At 72.1% G+C, this 18,797-nt stretch carries 15 protein-coding genes and 1 pseudogene; 7 read left to right on the top strand and 9 right to left on the bottom strand.

From position 1 onward, the window contains the following. Nucleotides 1-97 precede the first annotated feature (97 nt). Both ACGFWI_RS27980 and ACGFWI_RS27975 read right to left on the bottom strand, forming a co-directional pair. Nucleotides 98-736, bottom strand: a complete 639-nt coding sequence (locus ACGFWI_RS27980; RefSeq protein WP_393908803.1) for a class I SAM-dependent methyltransferase — start codon at nt 734-736, stop codon at nt 98-100. Nucleotides 737-745: 9 nt separating this feature from the next. Beyond that, entirely contained in the window at nt 746-1,234 is a 489-nt protein-coding gene (locus tag ACGFWI_RS27975; protein WP_393908802.1) for a hypothetical protein, read from the bottom strand. A 201-nt stretch (nt 1,235-1,435) separates the two neighbouring features. Here ACGFWI_RS27975 and ACGFWI_RS27970 point away from each other — a divergent pair, with 201 nt between their 5' ends. Then, entirely contained in the window at nt 1,436-2,173 is a 738-nt protein-coding gene (locus ACGFWI_RS27970) for an SDR family NAD(P)-dependent oxidoreductase (protein WP_393908801.1), read from the top strand. Between the two features lie 271 nt (nt 2,174-2,444). Here the strand turns inward: ACGFWI_RS27970 and ACGFWI_RS27965 are convergent, their stop codons facing one another. Continuing rightward, nucleotides 2,445-3,320 carry a polysaccharide deacetylase family protein gene (locus ACGFWI_RS27965; RefSeq protein WP_393908800.1) on the bottom strand — a complete coding sequence of 292 codons (876 nt, stop codon included), beginning with the start codon at nt 3,318-3,320 and terminating at the stop codon, nt 2,445-2,447. Nucleotides 3,321-3,515: 195 nt separating this feature from the next. On the opposite strand from ACGFWI_RS27965, the gene ACGFWI_RS27960 reads away from it, so the two are divergent. Beyond that, nucleotides 3,516-5,447: an APC family permease gene (locus ACGFWI_RS27960; RefSeq protein ID WP_393908799.1), complete on the top strand. Its 1,932-nt coding sequence runs from the start codon at nt 3,516-3,518 to the stop codon at nt 5,445-5,447. On the opposite strand, the pseudogene ACGFWI_RS27955 reads toward ACGFWI_RS27960, so the two are convergent. Together ACGFWI_RS27955 and ACGFWI_RS27950 are read right to left on the bottom strand one after the other, a co-directional pair. Next, a pseudogene (locus ACGFWI_RS27955) lies at nt 5,437-6,541 on the bottom strand (calcium:proton antiporter). The gene ACGFWI_RS27960 and the pseudogene ACGFWI_RS27955 sit on opposite strands and share 11 nt — an antisense overlap. A gap of 90 nt (nt 6,542-6,631) precedes the next feature. Further along, nucleotides 6,632-7,375 (bottom strand): hypothetical protein, encoded by a 744-nt coding sequence (locus tag ACGFWI_RS27950; RefSeq protein ID WP_393908798.1) that lies wholly within the window; start codon nt 7,373-7,375, stop codon nt 6,632-6,634. Between the two features lie 229 nt (nt 7,376-7,604). Between ACGFWI_RS27950 and ggt the strand changes: the two genes are divergently transcribed. Further along, nucleotides 7,605-9,440: a gamma-glutamyltransferase gene (gene ggt, locus ACGFWI_RS27945; protein ID WP_393908797.1), complete on the top strand. Its 1,836-nt coding sequence runs from the start codon at nt 7,605-7,607 to the stop codon at nt 9,438-9,440. A 193-nt stretch (nt 9,441-9,633) separates the two neighbouring features. Further along, a complete protein-coding gene (locus tag ACGFWI_RS27940) occupies nt 9,634-11,121 on the top strand; it encodes an amidase (RefSeq protein ID WP_393908796.1) in 1,488 nt (495 codons plus the stop codon). A 33-nt stretch (nt 11,122-11,154) separates the two neighbouring features. Here ACGFWI_RS27940 and ACGFWI_RS27935 read toward each other — a convergent pair whose 3' ends face one another. From ACGFWI_RS27935 to ACGFWI_RS27925, 3 genes are all read right to left on the bottom strand, one after another. Next, on the bottom strand, nt 11,155-11,709 hold the full coding sequence (locus ACGFWI_RS27935; protein ID WP_393908795.1) for an isochorismatase family protein: 555 nt from the start codon (nt 11,707-11,709) through the stop codon (nt 11,155-11,157). Nucleotides 11,710-11,794: 85 nt separating this feature from the next. After that, complete coding sequence (locus ACGFWI_RS27930; RefSeq protein ID WP_393908794.1) at nt 11,795-13,285, bottom strand: MFS transporter; 1,491 nt, start codon at nt 13,283-13,285, stop codon at nt 11,795-11,797. Next, entirely contained in the window at nt 13,282-13,713 is a 432-nt protein-coding gene (locus tag ACGFWI_RS27925) for a MarR family winged helix-turn-helix transcriptional regulator (RefSeq protein ID WP_393908793.1), read from the bottom strand. Before ACGFWI_RS27925 ends, ACGFWI_RS27930 begins: the two co-directional genes overlap by 4 nt. Nucleotides 13,714-13,892: 179 nt before the next feature. Here ACGFWI_RS27925 and ACGFWI_RS27920 point away from each other — a divergent pair, with 179 nt between their 5' ends. Both ACGFWI_RS27920 and ACGFWI_RS27915 read left to right on the top strand, forming a co-directional pair. Continuing rightward, the gene (locus ACGFWI_RS27920; RefSeq protein ID WP_393908792.1) at nt 13,893-14,735 is read left to right on the top strand and encodes a nitrilase-related carbon-nitrogen hydrolase; all 843 of its coding nucleotides are present in this window, start codon (nt 13,893-13,895) and stop codon (nt 14,733-14,735) included. After that, nucleotides 14,732-16,054, top strand: a complete 1,323-nt coding sequence (locus ACGFWI_RS27915) for an aspartate aminotransferase family protein (RefSeq protein ID WP_393908791.1) — start codon at nt 14,732-14,734, stop codon at nt 16,052-16,054. The genes ACGFWI_RS27920 and ACGFWI_RS27915 overlap by 4 nt, the downstream gene beginning before the upstream one ends. A gap of 70 nt (nt 16,055-16,124) precedes the next feature. Here ACGFWI_RS27915 and ACGFWI_RS27910 read toward each other — a convergent pair whose 3' ends face one another. Next, nucleotides 16,125-17,009, bottom strand: coding sequence for an ABC transporter substrate-binding protein (locus ACGFWI_RS27910; protein ID WP_393908790.1), 885 nt, complete (start codon nt 17,007-17,009; stop codon nt 16,125-16,127). Between the two features lie 368 nt (nt 17,010-17,377). Between ACGFWI_RS27910 and hydA the strand changes: the two genes are divergently transcribed. After that, a complete protein-coding gene (hydA, locus tag ACGFWI_RS27905) occupies nt 17,378-18,787 on the top strand; it encodes a dihydropyrimidinase (RefSeq protein ID WP_393908789.1) in 1,410 nt (469 codons plus the stop codon). Nucleotides 18,788-18,797 lie beyond the last annotated feature (10 nt).

Genomic DNA, 18,797 nt, shown 5'->3' with positions numbered 1-18,797 from the left:
CTGGCACATGCGGACACACAGCATTCAACGGCGGTTCGGCCGCCGTGGCATGCCCACAGGGGGAGACGGGTGCCGTCCGAACGGGTGCGCCGCCCCGTCACTCGCCCGTACGGAGCCCGTCCTTGCGGAACACCAGCAGATAGCGCCAGAAGAGCAGCCGGCGGATCCGGCACCCGGGAAGCAGTACGGCGGCCTCCCGGCGGATCCGGGACAGCGGTACGCGCGGCGGTGCGATGGGTGCCTGGACCGGAGCGGCCCCGGCCGGTCGGCATCGCTCCGCGGCGCCGACGGCGAGCCTGGCCACAGCATTCACCGGGGAGGCCAGCAGGCCCCAGGCCCAGTCGGCCGGCGACTTCTCGGGGTAGCAGCCCAGGATGACCAGCACCCCGCCCGGCGCGAGCGCCTTGCGCAGTGCGGTGACGGTGTCGAAGGGCATGTGGTGGATGCTCGCCAGGCAGGAGATGAACTCGTAGTGCCCGGCGGGGAGTTCGAGCCGGGTGACGTCCGCGTGCTCGAAACGGGGAAGCGGTCCGCCGTCCGCCGGCTCCCCGGCCGTGGCACGGGCGCGCGCGATGACCTCCGCCGACGGATCCACCGCATGGACGTCGATCCCCCGCCCGGCCAGCCGACGGGCGAAGCGGCCGGTTCCGCACCCCACATCGAGTCCCGTGCGGCACTTCCGCGGCAGGTGTCGTAACAGCAGACGGTGGTAGTGGTCATTGTGGTTGAAGGGCATCGAAGGACCCTATGCCGAGCACTCCTTGATGGTCACCGGGCTGCTGAAAACGGTGCCGGTGGAGTGGGACCGGCCCTCGCGGGTGACGGTGGCCGTGTAGCGGATGCGGTAAGTGCCGGGGTCGCACTCGGCGGAGACGGCGTACGAGGTGCCCTTGGCGGTGGCGACCTCGTCCGGATCGTCGGCCTTGATCCGGGGAGTGACCTCGTACTCGCTGTGCGGCAGCAGGACCCAGGAATCGCCCCGCTTCCGCTGCAGGGCGGCCTCGAAGACGTGCTGGTCGGGGCGCGGATCGCAGACCACCTTCACCGAACCGCCGACGACCCAGGGCAGATCTCCGCTGTCGTGCACCCCCACCGGGGCGGCGGCGACGGTGTAGGTGCAGCCGCCGACGCTGCGAGAGGTCTCGCCGGGAGCCGCGCAGCCCGATGCGCACAGGGCGATGACCGCCCCCGCCGTCAGCGCCGGCCGCACCGCCGTGCCTCGCCGTCCTCGCATATGGGCCGCCCTTCTCCGTGGTCGTCGGACCGTGCCTGCATCCCGTGTGGCTCCCTACGATTCCTTACGCACGTTCGTGGCACGGCAAGAGGTAAGGACTGATCTGCTGATGAACCATCCCTGGTCGTTCGCTGAGCGCTCGTCGGCCCGCAGCGGTTCCGGCTGTGACAGCCGTCCGCGCGCCGGGGCGGAGGGTGTCGGATGAGCCGGGCGGTGCTGGTGACCGGGGCCTCGCGGGGGATCGGCCGGGCGGTGGCCGAGATCTTCGCCGCGCACGGGGACCGGGTCGCGCTGCATTACGCGTCGCGGCGGGCGGCGGCGCAGGAGGCGTTCGAGGGGCTGGCGGGGAGCGGCCATGTGCTGGTGCAGGGGGATGTGAGTACTCCGGAAGGGGCGGCGGCGGTCGTCGAGGCGGCGGTGGACGGGTTGGGCGGCGTCGATGTGCTCGTCAACAACGCGGCCGCCAATGTGGCGCATCCGCTGGACCGTACGTCGTTCGACGAGTGGCAGAGCGCCTGGCGGCAGGTCGTGGACGTGAATCTGCTGGGGGCGGCGCATGTCACCTACCACGCGGCGCGGAGCATGATCGAGCGGGAGGTGGAGGGACGGATCGTCAACATCGGGTCGCGCGGGGCGTTCCGCGGCGAGCCCGATCACCCCGCCTATGGCGCGGCCAAGGCGGCGTTGCATGCGATGGGGCAGTCGCTGGCGGTCCATCTGGCGCCGTACGGCATCGGTGTGGCATCCGTGGCCCCGGGATTTGTGGCCACCGAGCGGGTCGCCGACCGCCTCACGGAGGACGTACGGCAGCAGAGCCCGTTCGGCCGGGTGGCCACGCCGCAGGAGGTGGCGTCCGCCGTCCGCTATCTGGCCTCGCCGGAGGCGGTCTGGACCTCGGGAACGGTGCTCGACGTCAACGGGGCGTCGTATCTGCGCTGAGACATCGTCTCCGCACCGGGAAAGGGGAAGCCCCGGCCGAACGGGGGAATTCGGCCGGGGCGGCTGTGGTGGCGCGGGCGGTGACGGCGAGGCCCTTGGGCCTGCTGCCTGCGGCGGCGGGGCCGGCTTCCCCGGGGAGGGGAGGGCCCTCGGACGCCATCGTGCCGGCGCGCCCGCTTCCAATTGAACGATAAACCATTGAGTTGGATTCCGGCGCCTCGGGTGACCGCTCTCACCCGAGGCCGCCGAATCGGTCCGCGCGGTCCCCTCGTCAGGGCTCGATGCGGCTCGGCCGGTACCCCTCGTCCAGCAGGCGCGGCAGATACCACTCCAGCGCCTCGACGGTCTGCCGTCGCTCACCGCCCCCGTCGTGCGACAGGACGATCGCGCCGGGGTGCATCTCGTTGAGGACGGTGTACGCAATGGTCCCGGCCCCCGGGACGGTCCAGTCCTGCGAGTCGACCGCCCAGCCGACGGGGGACATGCCCAGGTCGTTGCAGATGCTCAGGGCGGGGTCGTCCCATTCGCCGTACGGGGCGCGGGCCAGGTCGGGGGCGGTGCCGAGGATGTCCTCGATCAGGCTGCTGGTGCGGCCGAGTTCGCTGCGGACGGCGCCCGGCGGCAGCGTGGTGAGCTGTGGATGGGTCCAGGTGTGGTTGGCGACGGCATGGCCCTCGTCGGCGATGTCGTACAGCAGGCCGGGGAATTCGACGGCGTTCTCGCCGATGACGAAGAACGTGGCCCGGACCTCGTGACGGTGCAGGATCCGCAGGATGTCGGGGGTGTAGAGGGGGTGCGGGCCGTCGTCGAAGGTGAGGTAGATCTCGCGGCGGTCGGTGGACAGGTGGTACGCGACCTCGGGGTGCGGCGGCGAGGCGCCCGGACCGGAGCGCGAGGTCTCGCCGGCCGTCGGGCGGAGCCGGTAGGGCGGCGGGGGCTGCGCCGCTCCGGCGGGACCGGCGCCCGGGGGAGACCCGGCCGGCGTGGTGTGGGGCTGCGGCGGACGGTGCCGGGCGCGGGGCGGCCCGCCGGTCTCCGGAGCGCCGCCGTCGGGCAGGAACAGGGCCCGGCCGACGGAGAGCACGCCGACCACGAACGCGGCCTGCAGGAGCCTCCGCCGCGTATTTGTGCGCTTATCGGATGCCATCCTCCACGTGCTCTCACGCGGTCCGCGACGGGAGCGGGAACGACACCGGCGCGGGCGGGTTCCGCACCCGATCGGCTCGCACCGGCGGGCCGCACGGACCGCCGCCCGAGGGGGCCGGCTGCCCCCGGCCGCGATGCGCGGCGGCTCCGCGAGCCTCCCTCTGCCCCCGCCGGGCGGCCCATAGTTTGTCCGCCTATGAGCCAATTCTTCAGGCCGAAGCGGATGATGGTGGGCCGTCCGCTGGACAGCGCGCGGCTCGGCGAGACGCTGCTGCCGAAGCGACTGGCGCTACCGATCTTCTGCAGTGACCCGCTGTCCTCGGTCGCCTATGCCACCGAGGAAATCCTGCTGGTCGTCGGCCTCGGCGGGGTCGCTCTGCTCCATCTGACCTGGTACGCCGCGGCCGCCATCGTGCTGGTGCTGGTGGTCGTGGTGGCGTCCTACCGGCAGACCTGTTACGCGTACCCCGGGGGCGGCGGGGCGTACCTCGTCAGCGCGCAGAACCTCGGACGGACCGCGGCGCTCACCGCGGCCAGTGCGCTGCTCGTGGACTATGTACTGACCGTCGCGGTGTCCGTCGTCTCCGGCGTCGCCGCGATCACCTCCGCGATTCCGGCCCTCGGCGGCCATGACATGGCGCTGTCCGTCGGGTTCGTGGCGCTGCTGGCCCTGATGAATCTGCGCGGCCTACGGGAATCGGGGCGGGTCTTCGCCGTTCCCACCTACGGGTTCGTCTTCTTCATCTATCTGATGTTCGCGTTCGCGGCAGTGCGGACGGCCCTCGGCGCGACCCCCCGCGCCGAGTCCGCTGATCTGCCGCTGCACGCCGTATCGCACTACACGGGCCTGGCGTTGGTCCTGCTGGGGATGCGGGCCTTCGCGTCCGGTTGCACCGCACTGACCGGCGTCGAGGCGATCAGCAACGGAGTGCCCGCCTTCCGCAGGCCCAAGAGCCGCAACGCCGCCACCACGCTGCTGATCATGGGCTTCTTCTCCGTCACGATGTTCGCCGGGATCACGATCCTGGCCATGCTCTACGACGTGCATGTCGCGGTCACGCCCGCCGAACTGGGGCTGCCGCCCGACACCCCGACCCCCACCGCGCTCGCCCAGATCGGCCGGGCCGCCTTCGGCGAGGCCACCGTGCTCTTCTACCTGCTGCAGGCGTTCACGGCCGGTGTGCTGATCCTTGCCGCCAACACCGCCTTCAACGGCTTCCCGATGCTGGCGTCGATCCTCGCCGAGGACGGCTACGTCCCCCGGCAGTTGCACAACCGCGGTGACCGGCTGGTCTTCTCCAACGGCATCATCCTGCTCGCGCTGGCCGCCATCGGGCTGATCATCCTCTTCAAAGCGGAACTCACCCACCTCATCCAGCTCTACATCATCGGCGTCTTCGTCTCCTTCACGCTCTCCCAGACCGGCATGGTCCGGCACTGGCGGACCATTCTCGCCGAACCGGGGCTGCCTGCCAGGGAGCGGATCCGGCACCGGCGCTCCCAGGCGATCAACGCGGTCGGCGCGGTACTCACCGGGGTGGTCCTGATCGTCGTCCTGATCACCAAGTTCATGCACGGCGCATGGATCGTGGTGATCGCCATGCCGCTGCTCTTCATGGGAATGCGAGCGGTGCACCAGCACTACGAGCGCGTGGGGCGGGCGTTGGCGATCGCCCCCGGCGCGCGCCCCTGGGAGCCGGCCGGGAACTATGTGCTGGTGCTGGTCAACGCGTTGAACGCGCCCACGCTCAAGGCCCTCGGCTATGCCCGTGCGATGCGTCCCACCTCACTGGACGCCCTGATCGTCGCGATCGATCCCGGCGATGTGCGGGGGCTGCGCGAGCAGTGGGACGCCCATGACATCGACGTACCCCTCCGGGTGCTCAGCTCGCCCTACCGGGACTTCACCCGGCCGGTGATCGACTACGTCGTGGATGTCTGTGCGCGGCATCCGGGCGGCGCCGTCACGGTCGTCATCCCCGAATACATCGTCGGGCGCTGGTGGGAACAACTGCTGCACAACCAGAGCGCACTGCGGCTCAAGGCCCGGCTGCTGTTCACGCCGGGGGTGACCGTGGTCAACGTGCCCTACCGGCTCCCGTCCGGCCTCGCTCGCCCTACGGGCTGACGGCCAGCACGATGTACGCGGCCAGCAGGGCCAGATGGACACCGCCCTGCAGCGGGGTGGCGCGGCCGGGGATCACCGTCAGGGTGCCGACGATCACGGTCAGGGCGAGCAGCACCATATGGCTGGCGCCGAGGCCCAGGACCAGGGGGACCGGCAGCCAGACGGTGGCCAGCGCGACCGCCGGGATGGTCAGGCCGATGCTGGCCATCGCCGAGCCCAGGCCCAGATTCAGGCTCGTCTGCACCCGGTCACGGCGCGCCGCGCGGAGTGCCGCGATGGTCTCCGGCAGCAGGACCAGCAGCGCGATCACAATGCCCACGACGGAGGACGGCAGACCGGCCGCGGCCACACCCGACTCGATGACCGGTGACACCGCCTTGGCCAGCCCGACCACCGCGATCAGCGCCAGTGCCAGCAGTCCGAGGCTGGTCAGCGCGGCCCGTGCGGAGGGCGGGTCCGCATGGTCCTCGGCGTGGATCACCTCGCCGGACGCCGTCACCGGCAGGAAGTAGTCGCGGTGCCGGACCGTCTGGGTGGTCACGAACAGGCCGTAGAGGACCAGCGCGGCCAGCGCGGCGAAGATCAGCTGCGGGGTGGAGAACCGCGGACCCGGCGTGGTGGTGGTGAACGTCGGCAGGACCAGGCTCAGTCCCGCCACCGTGGTGACCGCCGCCAGTGCCGCGCCGGTGCCTTCGGGGTTGAAGACGGCCACCTTGCGCTGGAGCGAGCCGACCAGCAGGCACAGCCCCACGATGCCGTTACAGGTGGGTGATCATCACCGCCGCGAAGACGGTGTCCCGGGCCAGCGCGGCGCTCTTCTCGCCGCCGTCGGCCATCAGCGTGACGATCAGCGCCACCTCGATGGTGGTCACCGCGACCGCCAGCACCAGGGACCCGAACGGCTCACCCACCCGGTGCGCGATCACCTCCGCGTGATGCAGCGCGGACAGCGCCGCCCCGGCCAGAAAGCACGACACCAGCACCACCAGGGCGACCGGCAGCGAGCGCCCCCACGTCAGGGCCAACAGCACCACCGCCAGCACCGGCAGCACACCGGTCCAGTGCAGGACGGGTGAGCGGAGGCCGGCGATCATGCCTTTGAGCTTGGCAGAACGGCGGGGCGGCTGCCCGCCGGTGTGCCGGGCGAAGGGGCGGCCGGGGACCGGCCCGCCGGTGTGCCGGTCTCAGGCCGCCGACCGGTGCCCCTTCGGCTCCGCGGCCGTGAGCGCGGCCTTGGTGACATCGGCGACCAGCTCGACGACATCGGGCCCGTAGGCCTGCGAGTTGACCACCTTCAGCAGCAGACAGAACTGGCCGTCGGCGCCGTGCTTACGGGCCAGCCGGGCCCGGTTGCGGACCAGATGGCGGACCGCGGCCCGGTGGGTGACCGGGCGCTGGCCGGCCGCCAGGAACACCGGGCGGTCGCCCTCACCGGCCCTCAGGCGCGCCAGCAGGACATACTCGACCGCGCCGGGCTCCATCCGGTACGTCGAGCCGCCGATCGTGAAGGTGTTGCGGCCCGCGCCGGACTCGTCGCCCGGCTGCACCGCGACGCCCGGCAGCAGATTGGCCAGATGGGCCGCCAGCCGGCGGTGCGCGGTCGGGTCGCCGACGCAGAACTCGGTACGCGCCCCGAACCCCTGCAGACCGGTGTCGTGCGGGGCGACCTCGGGGTGCGCACCACAGTTCTCGATCACCGCGGCCAGCCCCAGCAGTGCCAGCGCATCATGACGGGGGATGCTCCAGTGGGCCGACGAGCTGTCCCGGTGGGTGACCAGCACACACTCCGAACCGTCCGGCAGCCCGAAAAAGCCTTGTTCGCGGGTCATCTTCCGGCGGACCGTCGCCGATTGCACGGCCCAGCCGGCCGCCAGGCCCACGATCAGGGCCACGGCCGCCACGGTCAGGAGGAGCAGGGTGTCGTCCATGGCCGGGGAGCGTAGCGGCTCACCGGGTGTGTGTTCGAGGGCGGGGCGGGGCTGCGGGGCGGCTTGTCCCGGTCCGTACGGGCCTATCGGATCCGTCGCGAAAAGGGCGGCTGATCCCTGCCGCCATCAGGGCGGCAGCAGGCGAAATGCCCTCTGTCGGCGCGCTGTTGGGCCGAGTAGGCTCCGGCCCCTGCCGCTCCCCGCGCACGCTCTTGGAGGAAACCCCGGTATGAGCAGAGCCCGACGCCTCACCGTCCTGGGAGCGGCCGCCGCGCTGGCCGGCTCCCTGGTGGCGGTCCCGGCCGCCGCCGGGTCCGCCGCGCCCGCCCGGCCGGCTCCCACGGCACAGGACAGCGCCACCACCGCCACACCGGAGAAGACGCCGGTCGCCGTCGGCTATGGCGGGGCCGTCTCCAGCGTCGACGCGGATGCCTCGGCCGCCGGTATCTCGGTGCTCAAGAAGGGCGGCAACGCCGTGGACGCGGCGGTCGCCACCGCCGCCGCCCTCGGCGTCACCGAGCCCTACTCCGCGGGCATCGGGGGCGGAGGCTACTTCGTGTCCTACGACGCCAGGTCGCGGACCATACGCACCCTCGACGGCCGGGAGACCGCCCCGCGCTCCGCCGGCAAGGACCTCTTCCTGGAGAACGGCACTCCGATTCCGTTCGCCGACGCCGTCACCAGCGGGCTGAGCATCGGCACCCCGGGCACTCCCGCCACCTGGGACACCGCCCTGCACAAGTGGGGCAGCCGGTCCCTGGGGCAGGTGCTGCGGCCCGCCCGGCAGCTGGCAGCGGGCGGTTTCACGGTCGATCCGACCTTCCGCCGGCAGACCGCGGACAACGAGGCGCGCTTCCGGGACTTCCCGGCGACGGCGGACCTCTTCCTGCCCGGCGGCAAGCTGCCGGCGGTGGGCTCGACGTTGAAGAACCCCGATCTGGCCCGTACGTACGACGAGTTGGCGAAGAAGGGGACCGGGGCGCTCTACGACGGCGCTCTCGGCCGGGACATCGTCCGCACCGTCCGGAAGCCTCCGGTGCGCACCGGAGCCACCCGCAAGGTGCGGCCCGGCAAGCTGACCACGGGCGATCTGCGGGCCTACCGGGCCCTGCGCCACGCGCCGACCCACACCCGCTACCGAGGCCGCGACGTCTACGGCATCGCGCCGTCCTCCTCGGGCGGCACCAGCGTCGCCGAGGCGCTCAACATCCTGGAGAAGAGCGACGTCTCCCGGCTGAGCGAGAAACAGTATCTCCACCGCTATCTGGAGGCCGGCCGGATCGCCTTCGCCGACCGCGGCCGCTGGGTCGGCGACCCGGCGCAGGAGGACGTACCGGCCAAGGCCCTCACCTCACAACGGTTCGCCGACTCCCGCGCCTGTCTCATCCGCGACGACAAGGCGCTGACCAGCCCGCTCGCGCCCGGCGACCCGCGCCATCCGAAGCGCTGTGCCAGTGGCGGCAAGGCCGTTCCGACGACGTACGAGGGCGAGAACACCACCCATCTGACCGTCGCCGACAAGTGGGGCAATGTCGTCGCCTACACCCTGACCATCGAGCAGACCGGCGGCAGCGGCATCGTCGTCCCGCACCGTGGCTTCCTGCTCAACAACGAACTCACCGACTTCTCCTTCGCGCCGGCGGACCCGGCGGTCCACGACCCCAACCTCCCGGGCCCCGGCAAGCGGCCGCGCTCGTCCATCTCGCCGACGATCGTGCTGCAGCACGGCCGGCCGGTGCTGGCGCTCGGCTCGCCCGGTGGCGCGACCATCATCACGACCGTGCTGCAGACCCTGGTGAACCACCTCGACCGCGGAATGCCCCTGGTCGACGCCATTGCCGCACCGCGCGCCAGCCAGCGCAACGCCGCGACGACCGAGCTCGAACCCGGCCTGTGGAACAGCCCGGTCCGTCAGCAACTCGAAGCGATCGGACATGCGTTCAAGGAGAACCCGGAGATCGGAGCGGCGACCGGTGTGCAGCGGCTGCCGGACGGCCGCTGGCTGGCCGCGGCCGAGAAGGTACGGCGCGGCGGCGGCTCGGCGATGGTCGTCCACCGGTCGTAACGGGCGTGCACCGGCCGTCACGCCCCTCGTTCGCGCGCCGTGCGTCACACGACCGGAACACGGCGGGCCGCTGTGTGCCGTCCGTGTGTCGTCGATGTGGCGCACCGCGCGGCATCGTTGATGGCCATCGCCGTGACGATTAGCCTCCTGGGACCGTTCGTTCGAATGAGCGGTTCCAGGGAGGGCACGCAGCGTGAGCGTTGACGAGAGCCAGGACCGCGAGACCGGGCCGGCCCCGGCCCGGCACATCGGTGCCACGGCCGGAGAGTGGGAAGGCCTCGCCGAGCAGGCGCGGGCGCTGGCCGAGGGGCGGGTGACCTCGACCGCGCTGGTACGGCGGTCGCTGGAGCGCATCGAGGCCACCCAGAGCAGTGTCAACGCCTTCCGGCGGGTACGGGCCGAGGCGGCGATGGCGGAGGCCGCACAGGCCGACCGCAGGCTGGCGGGCGGGGAGCGGCTGCCGCTGCTCGGGGTGCCGGTCGCGGTCAAGGACGACACCGATGTGGCGGGCGAGCCCACCGCGTTCGGGTGCGCCGGCGAGTTCCCGTCCAAGGAGCGCGATGCGGAGGTCGTCCGGCGGCTGCGCGCGGCCGGCGCGGTCATCGTCGGCAAGACCAACGCCTGCGAACTGGGGCAGTGGCCGTTCACCGAGGGACCGGCGTTCGGCAACACCTGCAACCCCTGGAACCTCGCCCACACCCCGGGCGGCTCCTCCGGCGGCTCGGCCGCCGCGGTCGCGGCCGGGCTGGTACCCGCCGCGCTCGGCACCGACGGCGCCGGCTCGGTCCGGATCCCCGCCGCCTGGTCCCATCTCGTCGGCATCAAACCCCAGCGCGGCCGCATCTCCACCTGGCCGGACCCGGAGTCCTTCCAGGGGATCACCGGCATCGGACCACTGGCCCGTACGGTCGAGGACGCGGCGCTGCTGCTGGACGTGGCCAGCGGCAACCACGACGGCGATCTGCACCGGCCGCCCGCCATCGCGGCGCGCGAGGCCGCCCGCCGCGATCCGGGCCGGCTGCGCATCGCGCTGTCGTGGAAGGCCGCCTTCACCTTCACGCCCAAGCCGCTGCACCCCGACGTCCGGGACGCGGTGACCGGTGTGGCCCGCACCCTCGCCCGGCTGGGGCACTTCGTGGAGGAGGCGGAACCGGACTACGGGCTGGTCGGACTGGCCTTCGTCCCGCGCGCCACGGCAGGGGTGGGGGAGTGGGCGGACCGGGTCCCCGACCGCTCCCTCCTGGACCGCCGTACGCGCGAGGCGGCGCGGATGGGCCGACTGCTCGGCGGGCCCGTACTGCGCCGGGCGCGCGCCGTCGAGAAGCGCCAACAGCGCCGGATCGGCGCGCTGTTCGGCCCCTATGACGTCCTGCTGACGCCGACCACCGCCACTCCGCCCCCGCGCATCGGCACCCTCGCCAAGCTCAGCGGCTGGCGTACGGACCAGGCCATGATCGCCGCCTGCCCGTACGCCTGGCCGTGGAATGTCCTCGGCTGGCCGGGCGTGAGCGTCCCCGCAGGCTTCAGCGCCGACGGCCTGCCGCTGGGCGCCCAGCTGCTCGGCCCGGCCCATGGCGAGCCACGGCTGATCTCGCTGGCCGCCCAGCTCCAGGACGATCTGCGCTGGCACGAGCGGCGTCCGGCGGGGCATCCGGCACCGCTCGATGGCGTACGCCCCTGAGGCGTCCGGCCCCGAGGCGTACGCCCCTGAGCCTCAGCCGAGGAGCGCGAGGATCGCCTCGGTGGTGCCGGTCTCGCCCAGCCGCGGGAAGATCTTCTCCAGGCTGTTGCGGTGCGCGTCGGCGTCCAGGTCGGTCATCGCGTCGGTGGCGAGGGTGACGTGGTAGCCGTGTTCGTGTGCGGCACGGGCGGTGGACTCCACCCCGATGCTGGTGGCGATGCCGGCGAGGACGACCTGGGTCACCCCACGGCGGCGCAGCTCCAGATCCAGGTTCGTGCCGTGGAAGGCGCCCCACTGCTGCTTGGTGACGATGATGTCGCCGGGCTGCCGGTCGAGCTCGGGCACCAGCTCCGCCCAGTCGGCGGGCGGGTTGCCGGTGCGCGCCGCGGACTCCGTACGGCCCGGGGCGCCGCCCGTGACGTTCACCAGGACGACCGGGAGGTCGCGGGCACGGAACGCGGCGGCCAGCCGCGCGCCACGCTCGATGACCTCGGCGGAGGGCACCGGGGCGCCGGGCAGACCGGCGATGCCTTTCTGCAGGTCGATCAGTACCAGGGCGGTCGTGGCGTCGAGGGTGGTGGCGGGCACGGGGGCTCCTTGTGGGGTGACGGGTGGTGGGATTGCGGGTGTGGCGGGTACGGCCGTCGTGGCGGCCGGGGACCGGTGGCCGGGTTCAGCCGCCGGTCCCGGTGGCGCCGGGCCGCAGGCCGCGGTCGGCGAGGGTCAGGAGGAACAGCAGCAGGCCGAGCACGACGCCGATCAGCGCGATCTGGTGCAGCCCGGAGTCCGAGGCGCGCTGCCCGTAGAGCAGCCCGAGGAGGCCGGACGCGGTGATCGCGCCGAGGTACTGGGCGGTGCGCTGGAGCCCGGCGGCCGCGCCCACGCCGTCGGCCGGGGCCTGGGCGTAGACGGCGGCCTGATTGCCGGTGGAGGCCAGGCCCTGCGGGATGCCGAAGAGCGCCCCGGCACACAGCAGCGCGACCAGCGGGCCGGTGCCGTGCAGCAGGAGGAAGACCGCGCTGCCGACGGCGAGACAGGCCGCGGCGAGGGTCAGCGGAGCGCGGATGCCCTTCGTCCGGGCGCCCACGATCGAGCAGACCGCGGCCGCCAGGGACATCGGCAGCATGATCAGCCCGGCCTGGAGGGACGAGGCGCCGTGCGCCTGCTCCAGCCACTGGCTGAAGCCGTAGAGCACGCAGTAGATGACGAGATAGGTCAGCCCCTGCCGGAGATAGGTGCGCACCAGTGCGCCGTTACGGGCGAGCATCCGCAGGTCGATGAAGGGCGCCGGATGGCGCAGCTGCCACCACACCAGGACGCCCGCGAGCACTCCGGCCGGCGCCAACAGCAGCCACTGCGGGTCCGCCAGGCGCAGCAGGAAGACCATGGCGCAGGTGAGCGCCGCGGCGAACAGCGCGATGCCCAGCGGGTCGAGGGAGGCGGAGGCGGGCTCGCCGCGCCCCGGCCGGGCTTCCTTCCGGTCGGCCGGGAGCCAGGCGAGCGCGCCGAGCAGGGCGAGCAGCGCGAGCGGGATATTGACGGCGAATACCGCGCGCCAGCCCGCCGTCGCGGCGAGCAGTCCGCCGAGCGTGGGGCCGATGGCGGCGCTGCCCAGTGCGGCGAGCGAGAGCCGGCCGAGCACATACCGGGGCGTCGGACGGCCGGTCCGCGCCGACTCGGCGCGCAGCACCGCCATCGCGGCGGGGTAGGCGGCCGCGGTGCCGATCCCGAGCACGACCCGGGAGACGATCAGCAGCGCGAAGGTGGGGGCGAGCGCCCCGATGACGCCGGCCGCGCAGACGGTCAGCGCACCGGCCGCGAACACCCGGCGCGGTCCGACCCGGTCGGCGAGCCGCCCCATCGACGGCTGGCCCACCGCGCTGGCGAGGTACATCGCGGAGATGAGCCAGGCGGTGTCGGCGGCGCCGACGTGGAAGTCCTGGCCGATCGCCACCAGCGCGGTGGCGATCATGGTCGAGTTGATGGGGTTCAGCAGTGAGCCGAGCAGCAGGGGCGCCATCAGCCGGGCGCCGAAGGCACGGCCGGAACCGATGGCCGCGCCGGGAGCGGCGGGCGCACCCGTCTCCTGCGGGGTGGTGACGGCTGCCGGGGCCGTGGTGGCCTCCGGTGTGCCGCCCGGTCCGGGGGCGGAGAGGTTGCTCATTCCGGCATCAGCCGCCGTATCAGTTCGGTGGCCGACTCCAGGGTCCGCTGCTCCTCCGGGGTCAGCCGGCCGGCGATGGCCTCCGCCAGCCAGTTGTGCTTGGCCTGCCGTACGACGGCGAGCATCCGGCGGCCCTCCTCGGTGAGCGAGAAGACCACCTGCCGGCCGTCCGTCGGATGCGGGCTGCGGGCGAGGACGCCGTGCTCCTCCAGTGCCCCGACGGTCAGCCGCATCGACTGCGGGCGGACCAGCTCGGCGCGGGCCAGCGCGGCGATGGTGGCCTCGCCGTCGGTCTCGATCCGGCTGATCACCGCGCGCTGGGTCGGGGTGAGTTCCCCGTGCGGCGAGGCGGCGCGCAGATGGCGCATCAGCAGGGAGACGGTGGTGCGCAGCTCCGTCGCCAGGCGTTCCTGGTCCTTTTCCGGCATATCTCCAGCGTAAATCTCGACAGGAAAACTTGCAAGTTTCCCTGTCTATCTCGCGCGGGGGCCCCGGACGCGCCACGGAGAGATGGTCTTGCCACGGTGCATGGCGGGGCTTACGGTCGCCTCCACACGCGTAGATCCCGCGCGGGCTGCAGGCTGACGCATCGACAAAGGAGCAGCTCATGGCCGATGTTGTGCGTGCCGCACTGGTCCAGGCGACCTGGACCGGCGACACCGAATCGATGATCGCGAAGCATGAGGAGTACGCCAGAGCGGCGGCCGCGCAGGGCGCGAAAGTGATCGGCTTCCAAGAGGTCTTCAACGCTCCGTACTTCTGCCAGGTCCAGGAGCCCGAGCACTACCGCTGGGCCGAGCCGGTGCCCGACGGGCCGACCGTGCGGCGGATGCAGAATCTCGCCCGGGAGACCGGCATGGTGATCGTGGTGCCGGTCTTCGAGGTCGAACAGTCCGGCTTCTACTACAACACCGCGGCCGTCATCGACGCCGACGGCACGGTCCTCGGCACCTATCGCAAGCACCACATTCCGCAGGTCAAGGGCTTCTGGGAGAAGTACTACTTCAAGCCGGGGAACATCGGCTGGCCGGTCTTCGACACCGCCGTCGGCAAGATCGGCGTGTACATCTGCTACGACCGCCACTTCCCGGAGGGCTGGCGGCAGTTGGGCCTCAACGGCGCCCAGCTGGTCTACAACCCCTCCGCCACCTCCCGCGGTCTGTCCGCCTACCTCTGGCAGCTGGAACAGCCCGCGGCGGCCGTCGCCAACGAGTACTTCATCGCGGCGATCAACCGGGTCGGCGTCGAGGAGTACGGCGACAACGACTTCTACGGCACGAGCTACTTCGTCAACCCCCGGGGCCAGTTCGTCGGCGACGTCGCCAGCGACTCCAAGGAGGAGCTGGTCATCCGCGACCTCGACTTCGCCCTGATCGACGAGGTCCGGCAGCAGTGGGCCTTCTACCGCGACCGCCGCCCCGACGCGTACGACGGGCTGGTGCAGCCATGACCCATGCCCCCCATGACGCGACGAGCCTGCACGCCCGCCACCAGGCCGTCCTGCCCTCCTGGCTCAGCCTCTACTACGAGCGGCCCCTCGAACTCACCCACGGCGAGGGCCGCCACGTCTGGGACGCGGAGGGCAACCGCTACCTCGACTTCTTCGGCGGCATCCTCACCACCATGACGGCCCATGCGCTGCCCGAGGTGACCAAGGCCGTCAGCGAGCAGGCCGGCCGCATCATCCACACCTCGACGCTCTACCTCTCCCGCCCCATGGTCGACCTGGCGGAGCGGATCGCGGCGCTCTCCGGCATCCCCGACGCCCGGGTCTTCTTCACCACCTCCGGTACGGAGGCCAACGACGCGGCCCTGCTGCTGGCCACCACGCACCGCCGCTCCAACCAGATCCTGGCGATGCGCAACAGCTACCACGGCCGGTCGTTCTCCACCGTCGGCATCACCGGCAACCAGAGCTGGTCCCCGACCAGCCTCTCGCCGCTGCAGACGCTCTATGTCCACGGCGGGGTGCGCAGCCGCGGCCCGTACGCGGAGCTGAGCGACGCCGAGTACATCGCGGCCTGCGTCGCCGACCTGGAGGACATGCTCCAGCAGACCGCGGGCGGAATCGCCGCGCTGATCGCCGAACCGGTCCAGGGCGTCGGCGGGTTCACCATGCCACCGGACGGCCTTTACGCCGCCTTCCGCGAGGTGCTCGCCCGGCACGGCATCCTCTGGATCAGCGACGAGGTGCAGACCGGCTGGGGCCGCACCGGCGACCACTTCTGGGGCTGGCAGGCGCACGCCGACAACGGCCCGCCCGACCTGCTCACCTTCGCCAAGGGCATCGGCAACGGTATGTCCATCGGCGGGGTGGTGGCCCGCGCCGAGGTGATGAACTCGCTCTCCGCGAACTCCATTTCCACCTTCGGCGGCAGCCCGGTCACCATGGCCGCGGGCCTGGCCAACCTCGGCTATCTCCTCGAACACGATCTCCAGGGCAACGCCCGGCGGGTCGGCGGCCTGCTCATCGAGCGGCTGCGGGCGGTCGCGGCCGGCCTCGATGTCGTACGGGAGGTGCGCGGCCGCGGCCTGATGATCGGCATCGAACTGGTCCGGCCCGGCACCGACGAGCGCTCACCCGAGGCCGCCTCGCTGGTCGTGGAGGCCGCCCGGGAACGCGGGCTGCTGATCGGCAAGGGCGGGCAGGGCGGCGCCTCGCTGCGGATCGCACCCCCGATGACGCTGACCGTCGCCGAGGCGGAGGAGGGCGCGGATCTGCTCGCGGACGCGCTGCGGTCGGTGCAGGGCATGCCGGCCGCTTCGTAGCGGACACCGCCGGGGCGGGGGCTGCGTGGCGAGCGAGGCCCCCGCGCACCCGCGGTGGACCCGGCCTGCCTCACTCCGTCCCGGCGAACTCGCGCACCGTGTCGGCCAGCAGGGTGAAGAAGCGGGTGTGCGCGCGCCGGCTGCAGGGGGCCTCCGGGTTCCACGGCAGCAGCCGGGCCCGGGCCTCGATCGCGCGCCAGTGCTCGTCGGCCCGGAGTTCCTGGGGCCGGGCGGCGTTGGCCCGTACGTCCATGAGCACGATGTCCGGGTCCATCGCCGCGGCATCCGCCCAGCCGACCGTGGACCAGTTCACACCGGCGCCCGCGGCCGGTTCCAGCAGCCCGACGCCGTGTTCGGTCAGCGCCCGCAGATCCGGCCAGGAGCTGGGCCGGGCCAGATGCACCCGCTCCGGGCCCGCGGGCGACAGCGCCAGCGCCCGCGGCCGTACGGCCCCACCGGTCGCCTGCCGCAGGGTGTCCTCGGCGGCGTCCAACTCACGGGCGCTGCCGGGGGGTTCGCCCCGTCCGAGCGCACCGGCGAGCGCCGCGAACCGTTCGCGCACCTCGGCCAGGCTCCGGCCGGGGCCCACCGCGACGGTGGCGACCGGGACATGGGTCTCCAGCTCCAGCGCGGTCTTCTGCTCCAGGCCGTAGACCTGCTCGCCGTCATAGGTCACGGCCACCACGAGGTCCGGTTCGGCCTCCAGCAGGGTGTCCGGGTGCAGAGCACCCCCCGAACCCAGGTAGGGGATCTCCGCGAGCGGCAGCTCACCGCCCTTGGCGGCGTCGGGGGCGGCGCCGTCGTGCTGGGACCCGAAGAGCCCCACGGGACGTATGCCGTGGTCCCACAGCGTCGCCCCCGCCTGTATGTACGCCACGATCCGCAACGGCCGTTCCCCGGCCACCACGAGGCGCCCCCGGTCGTCGGAGAACTCCCACGGTGTGCTGTGCTCCATGCCCTGTCGCCTCTCTGCACCGTCCGCCAGGATGCTGTGGCGCTCGCGAGGACTGCCCGCCGGCACCGGCGGATATCTGCCCATCGCGCCACCCCGGCACCCCTCCGGCGCGTACCGCGCCCGCGGCGCCCGGCCGCCGCGTTGAACCGTCCAGCTGATCGTTGGCGCAACACGAACGTCTCCGCTGATTAACGGTCACGGTATTGCCACCTTGGGTGACATGCTTCTACGGTCTCCTTCTCGACCGCGATCTACGGGTGTAGACCGGTGGTGGCGTGGCGTCAGCGGAGCAGACCTGCCGAGGAGATGGTGCGCGTCGAGCTCCGCCTTCCCGTGCCGCCGATGTCGCTGGTGTGGAAGGAGCAGGGATGGTGAGCCGTACGGTCGTCCGGGGCGGACTGGTGATCACAGCCGCCGATGAGATCCACGCCGATGTCCTGGTGGAGGACGGCAGGATCGCCGCGCTCGCCGCGCACGGCAGCTCCATCGCCGACAGCTGGGGGGAGTCGGCGGACCGTATCCTCGACGCCACCGGCAGATACGTCATCCCGGGAGGCGTCGACGCACACACCCACCTGGACTTCCCCTTCGGCGGGACCTTCTCCTCCGACAACTTCGAGACCGGGACCCGCGCCGCGGCCTGGGGCGGCACCACCACCCTCATCGACTTCGCGGTCCAGTCCCGCGGCAAGTCGCTCCGCGCCGGCCTGGACACCTGGCACGCCAAGTCCGACGCCCAGTGCGCCATCGACTATGCGTTCCACATGATCCTCTCGGATGTGAACGAGCACACCCTCAAGGAGATGGACCTCCTGGTGGCGGAGGGCGTCACCTCCTTCAAGCTGTTCACCGCCTACCCCGGCGTCTTCTACAGCGACGACGGGCAGATCCTGCGCGCCATGCAGCAGTCCGCCGGCAACGGCGGTCTGATCATGATGCACGCCGAGAACGGCATCGCCATCGACGTCCTGGTCGAACAGGCGCTGGCCGAGGGCCGGACCGACCCCCGCTACCACGGCGAGGTCCGCCGCGTCCTGCTCGAAGCCGAGGCCACCCACCGCACCATCCAGCTGGCGCGGGTGGCCGGCGCACCGCTCTACGTCGTCCACGTCTCCGCAGAGGAAGCCCTGGCCGAGATCACCCAGGCCCGCGACAAGGGGCTGAACGTCTTCGGCGAGACCTGCCCGCAGTACCTGTTCCTGTCCACCGACAACCTCGCCGAGCCGGACTTCGAGGGCGCCAAGTACGTCTGCTCCACCCCGCTGCGGCCCCGTGAGCACCAGGCGGCCCTGTGGCGCGGGCTGCGCACCAACGACCTCCAGGTGGTCTCCACCGACCACTGCCCCTTCTGCTTCCAGGGGCAGAAGGAACTCGGCCGCGGCGACTTCTCCAAGATCCCCAACGGGATGCCCGGTGTGGAGAACCGGATGGACCTCCTCCACCAGGCCGTCGTGGAGGGCCGGATCAGCCGCCGGCGCTGGATCGAGATCGCCTGCGCCACCCCGGCCCGGATGTTCGGCCTCTACCCGAAGAAGGGCACCATCGCCCCCGGCGCCGACGCCGACCTCGTCATCTACGACCCCACCGCCCAGCAGACCGTCTCGGCCGAGACCCACCACATGAACGTCGACTACTCGGCGTACGAGGGCAAACAGCTCACCGGCCAGGTCGAAACGGTCCTCTCGCGGGGCGAACTCGTCATCGACGGGCGGGAGTTCACCGGGCACGCGGGCCACGGCCAGTACATCCCGCGTGGCACATGTCAGTACCTCATTTAAGGAGCGCCGC

Origin of the sequence: Streptomyces sp. NPDC048434 (assembly GCF_043200375.1) — a bacterium.
Taxonomy (GTDB): Bacteria; Actinomycetota; Actinomycetes; order Streptomycetales; family Streptomycetaceae; genus Streptomyces.
The sequence above is the reverse complement of the archived record's forward strand: the minus strand, read 5'-3'. Positions and strand labels throughout refer to the sequence as shown.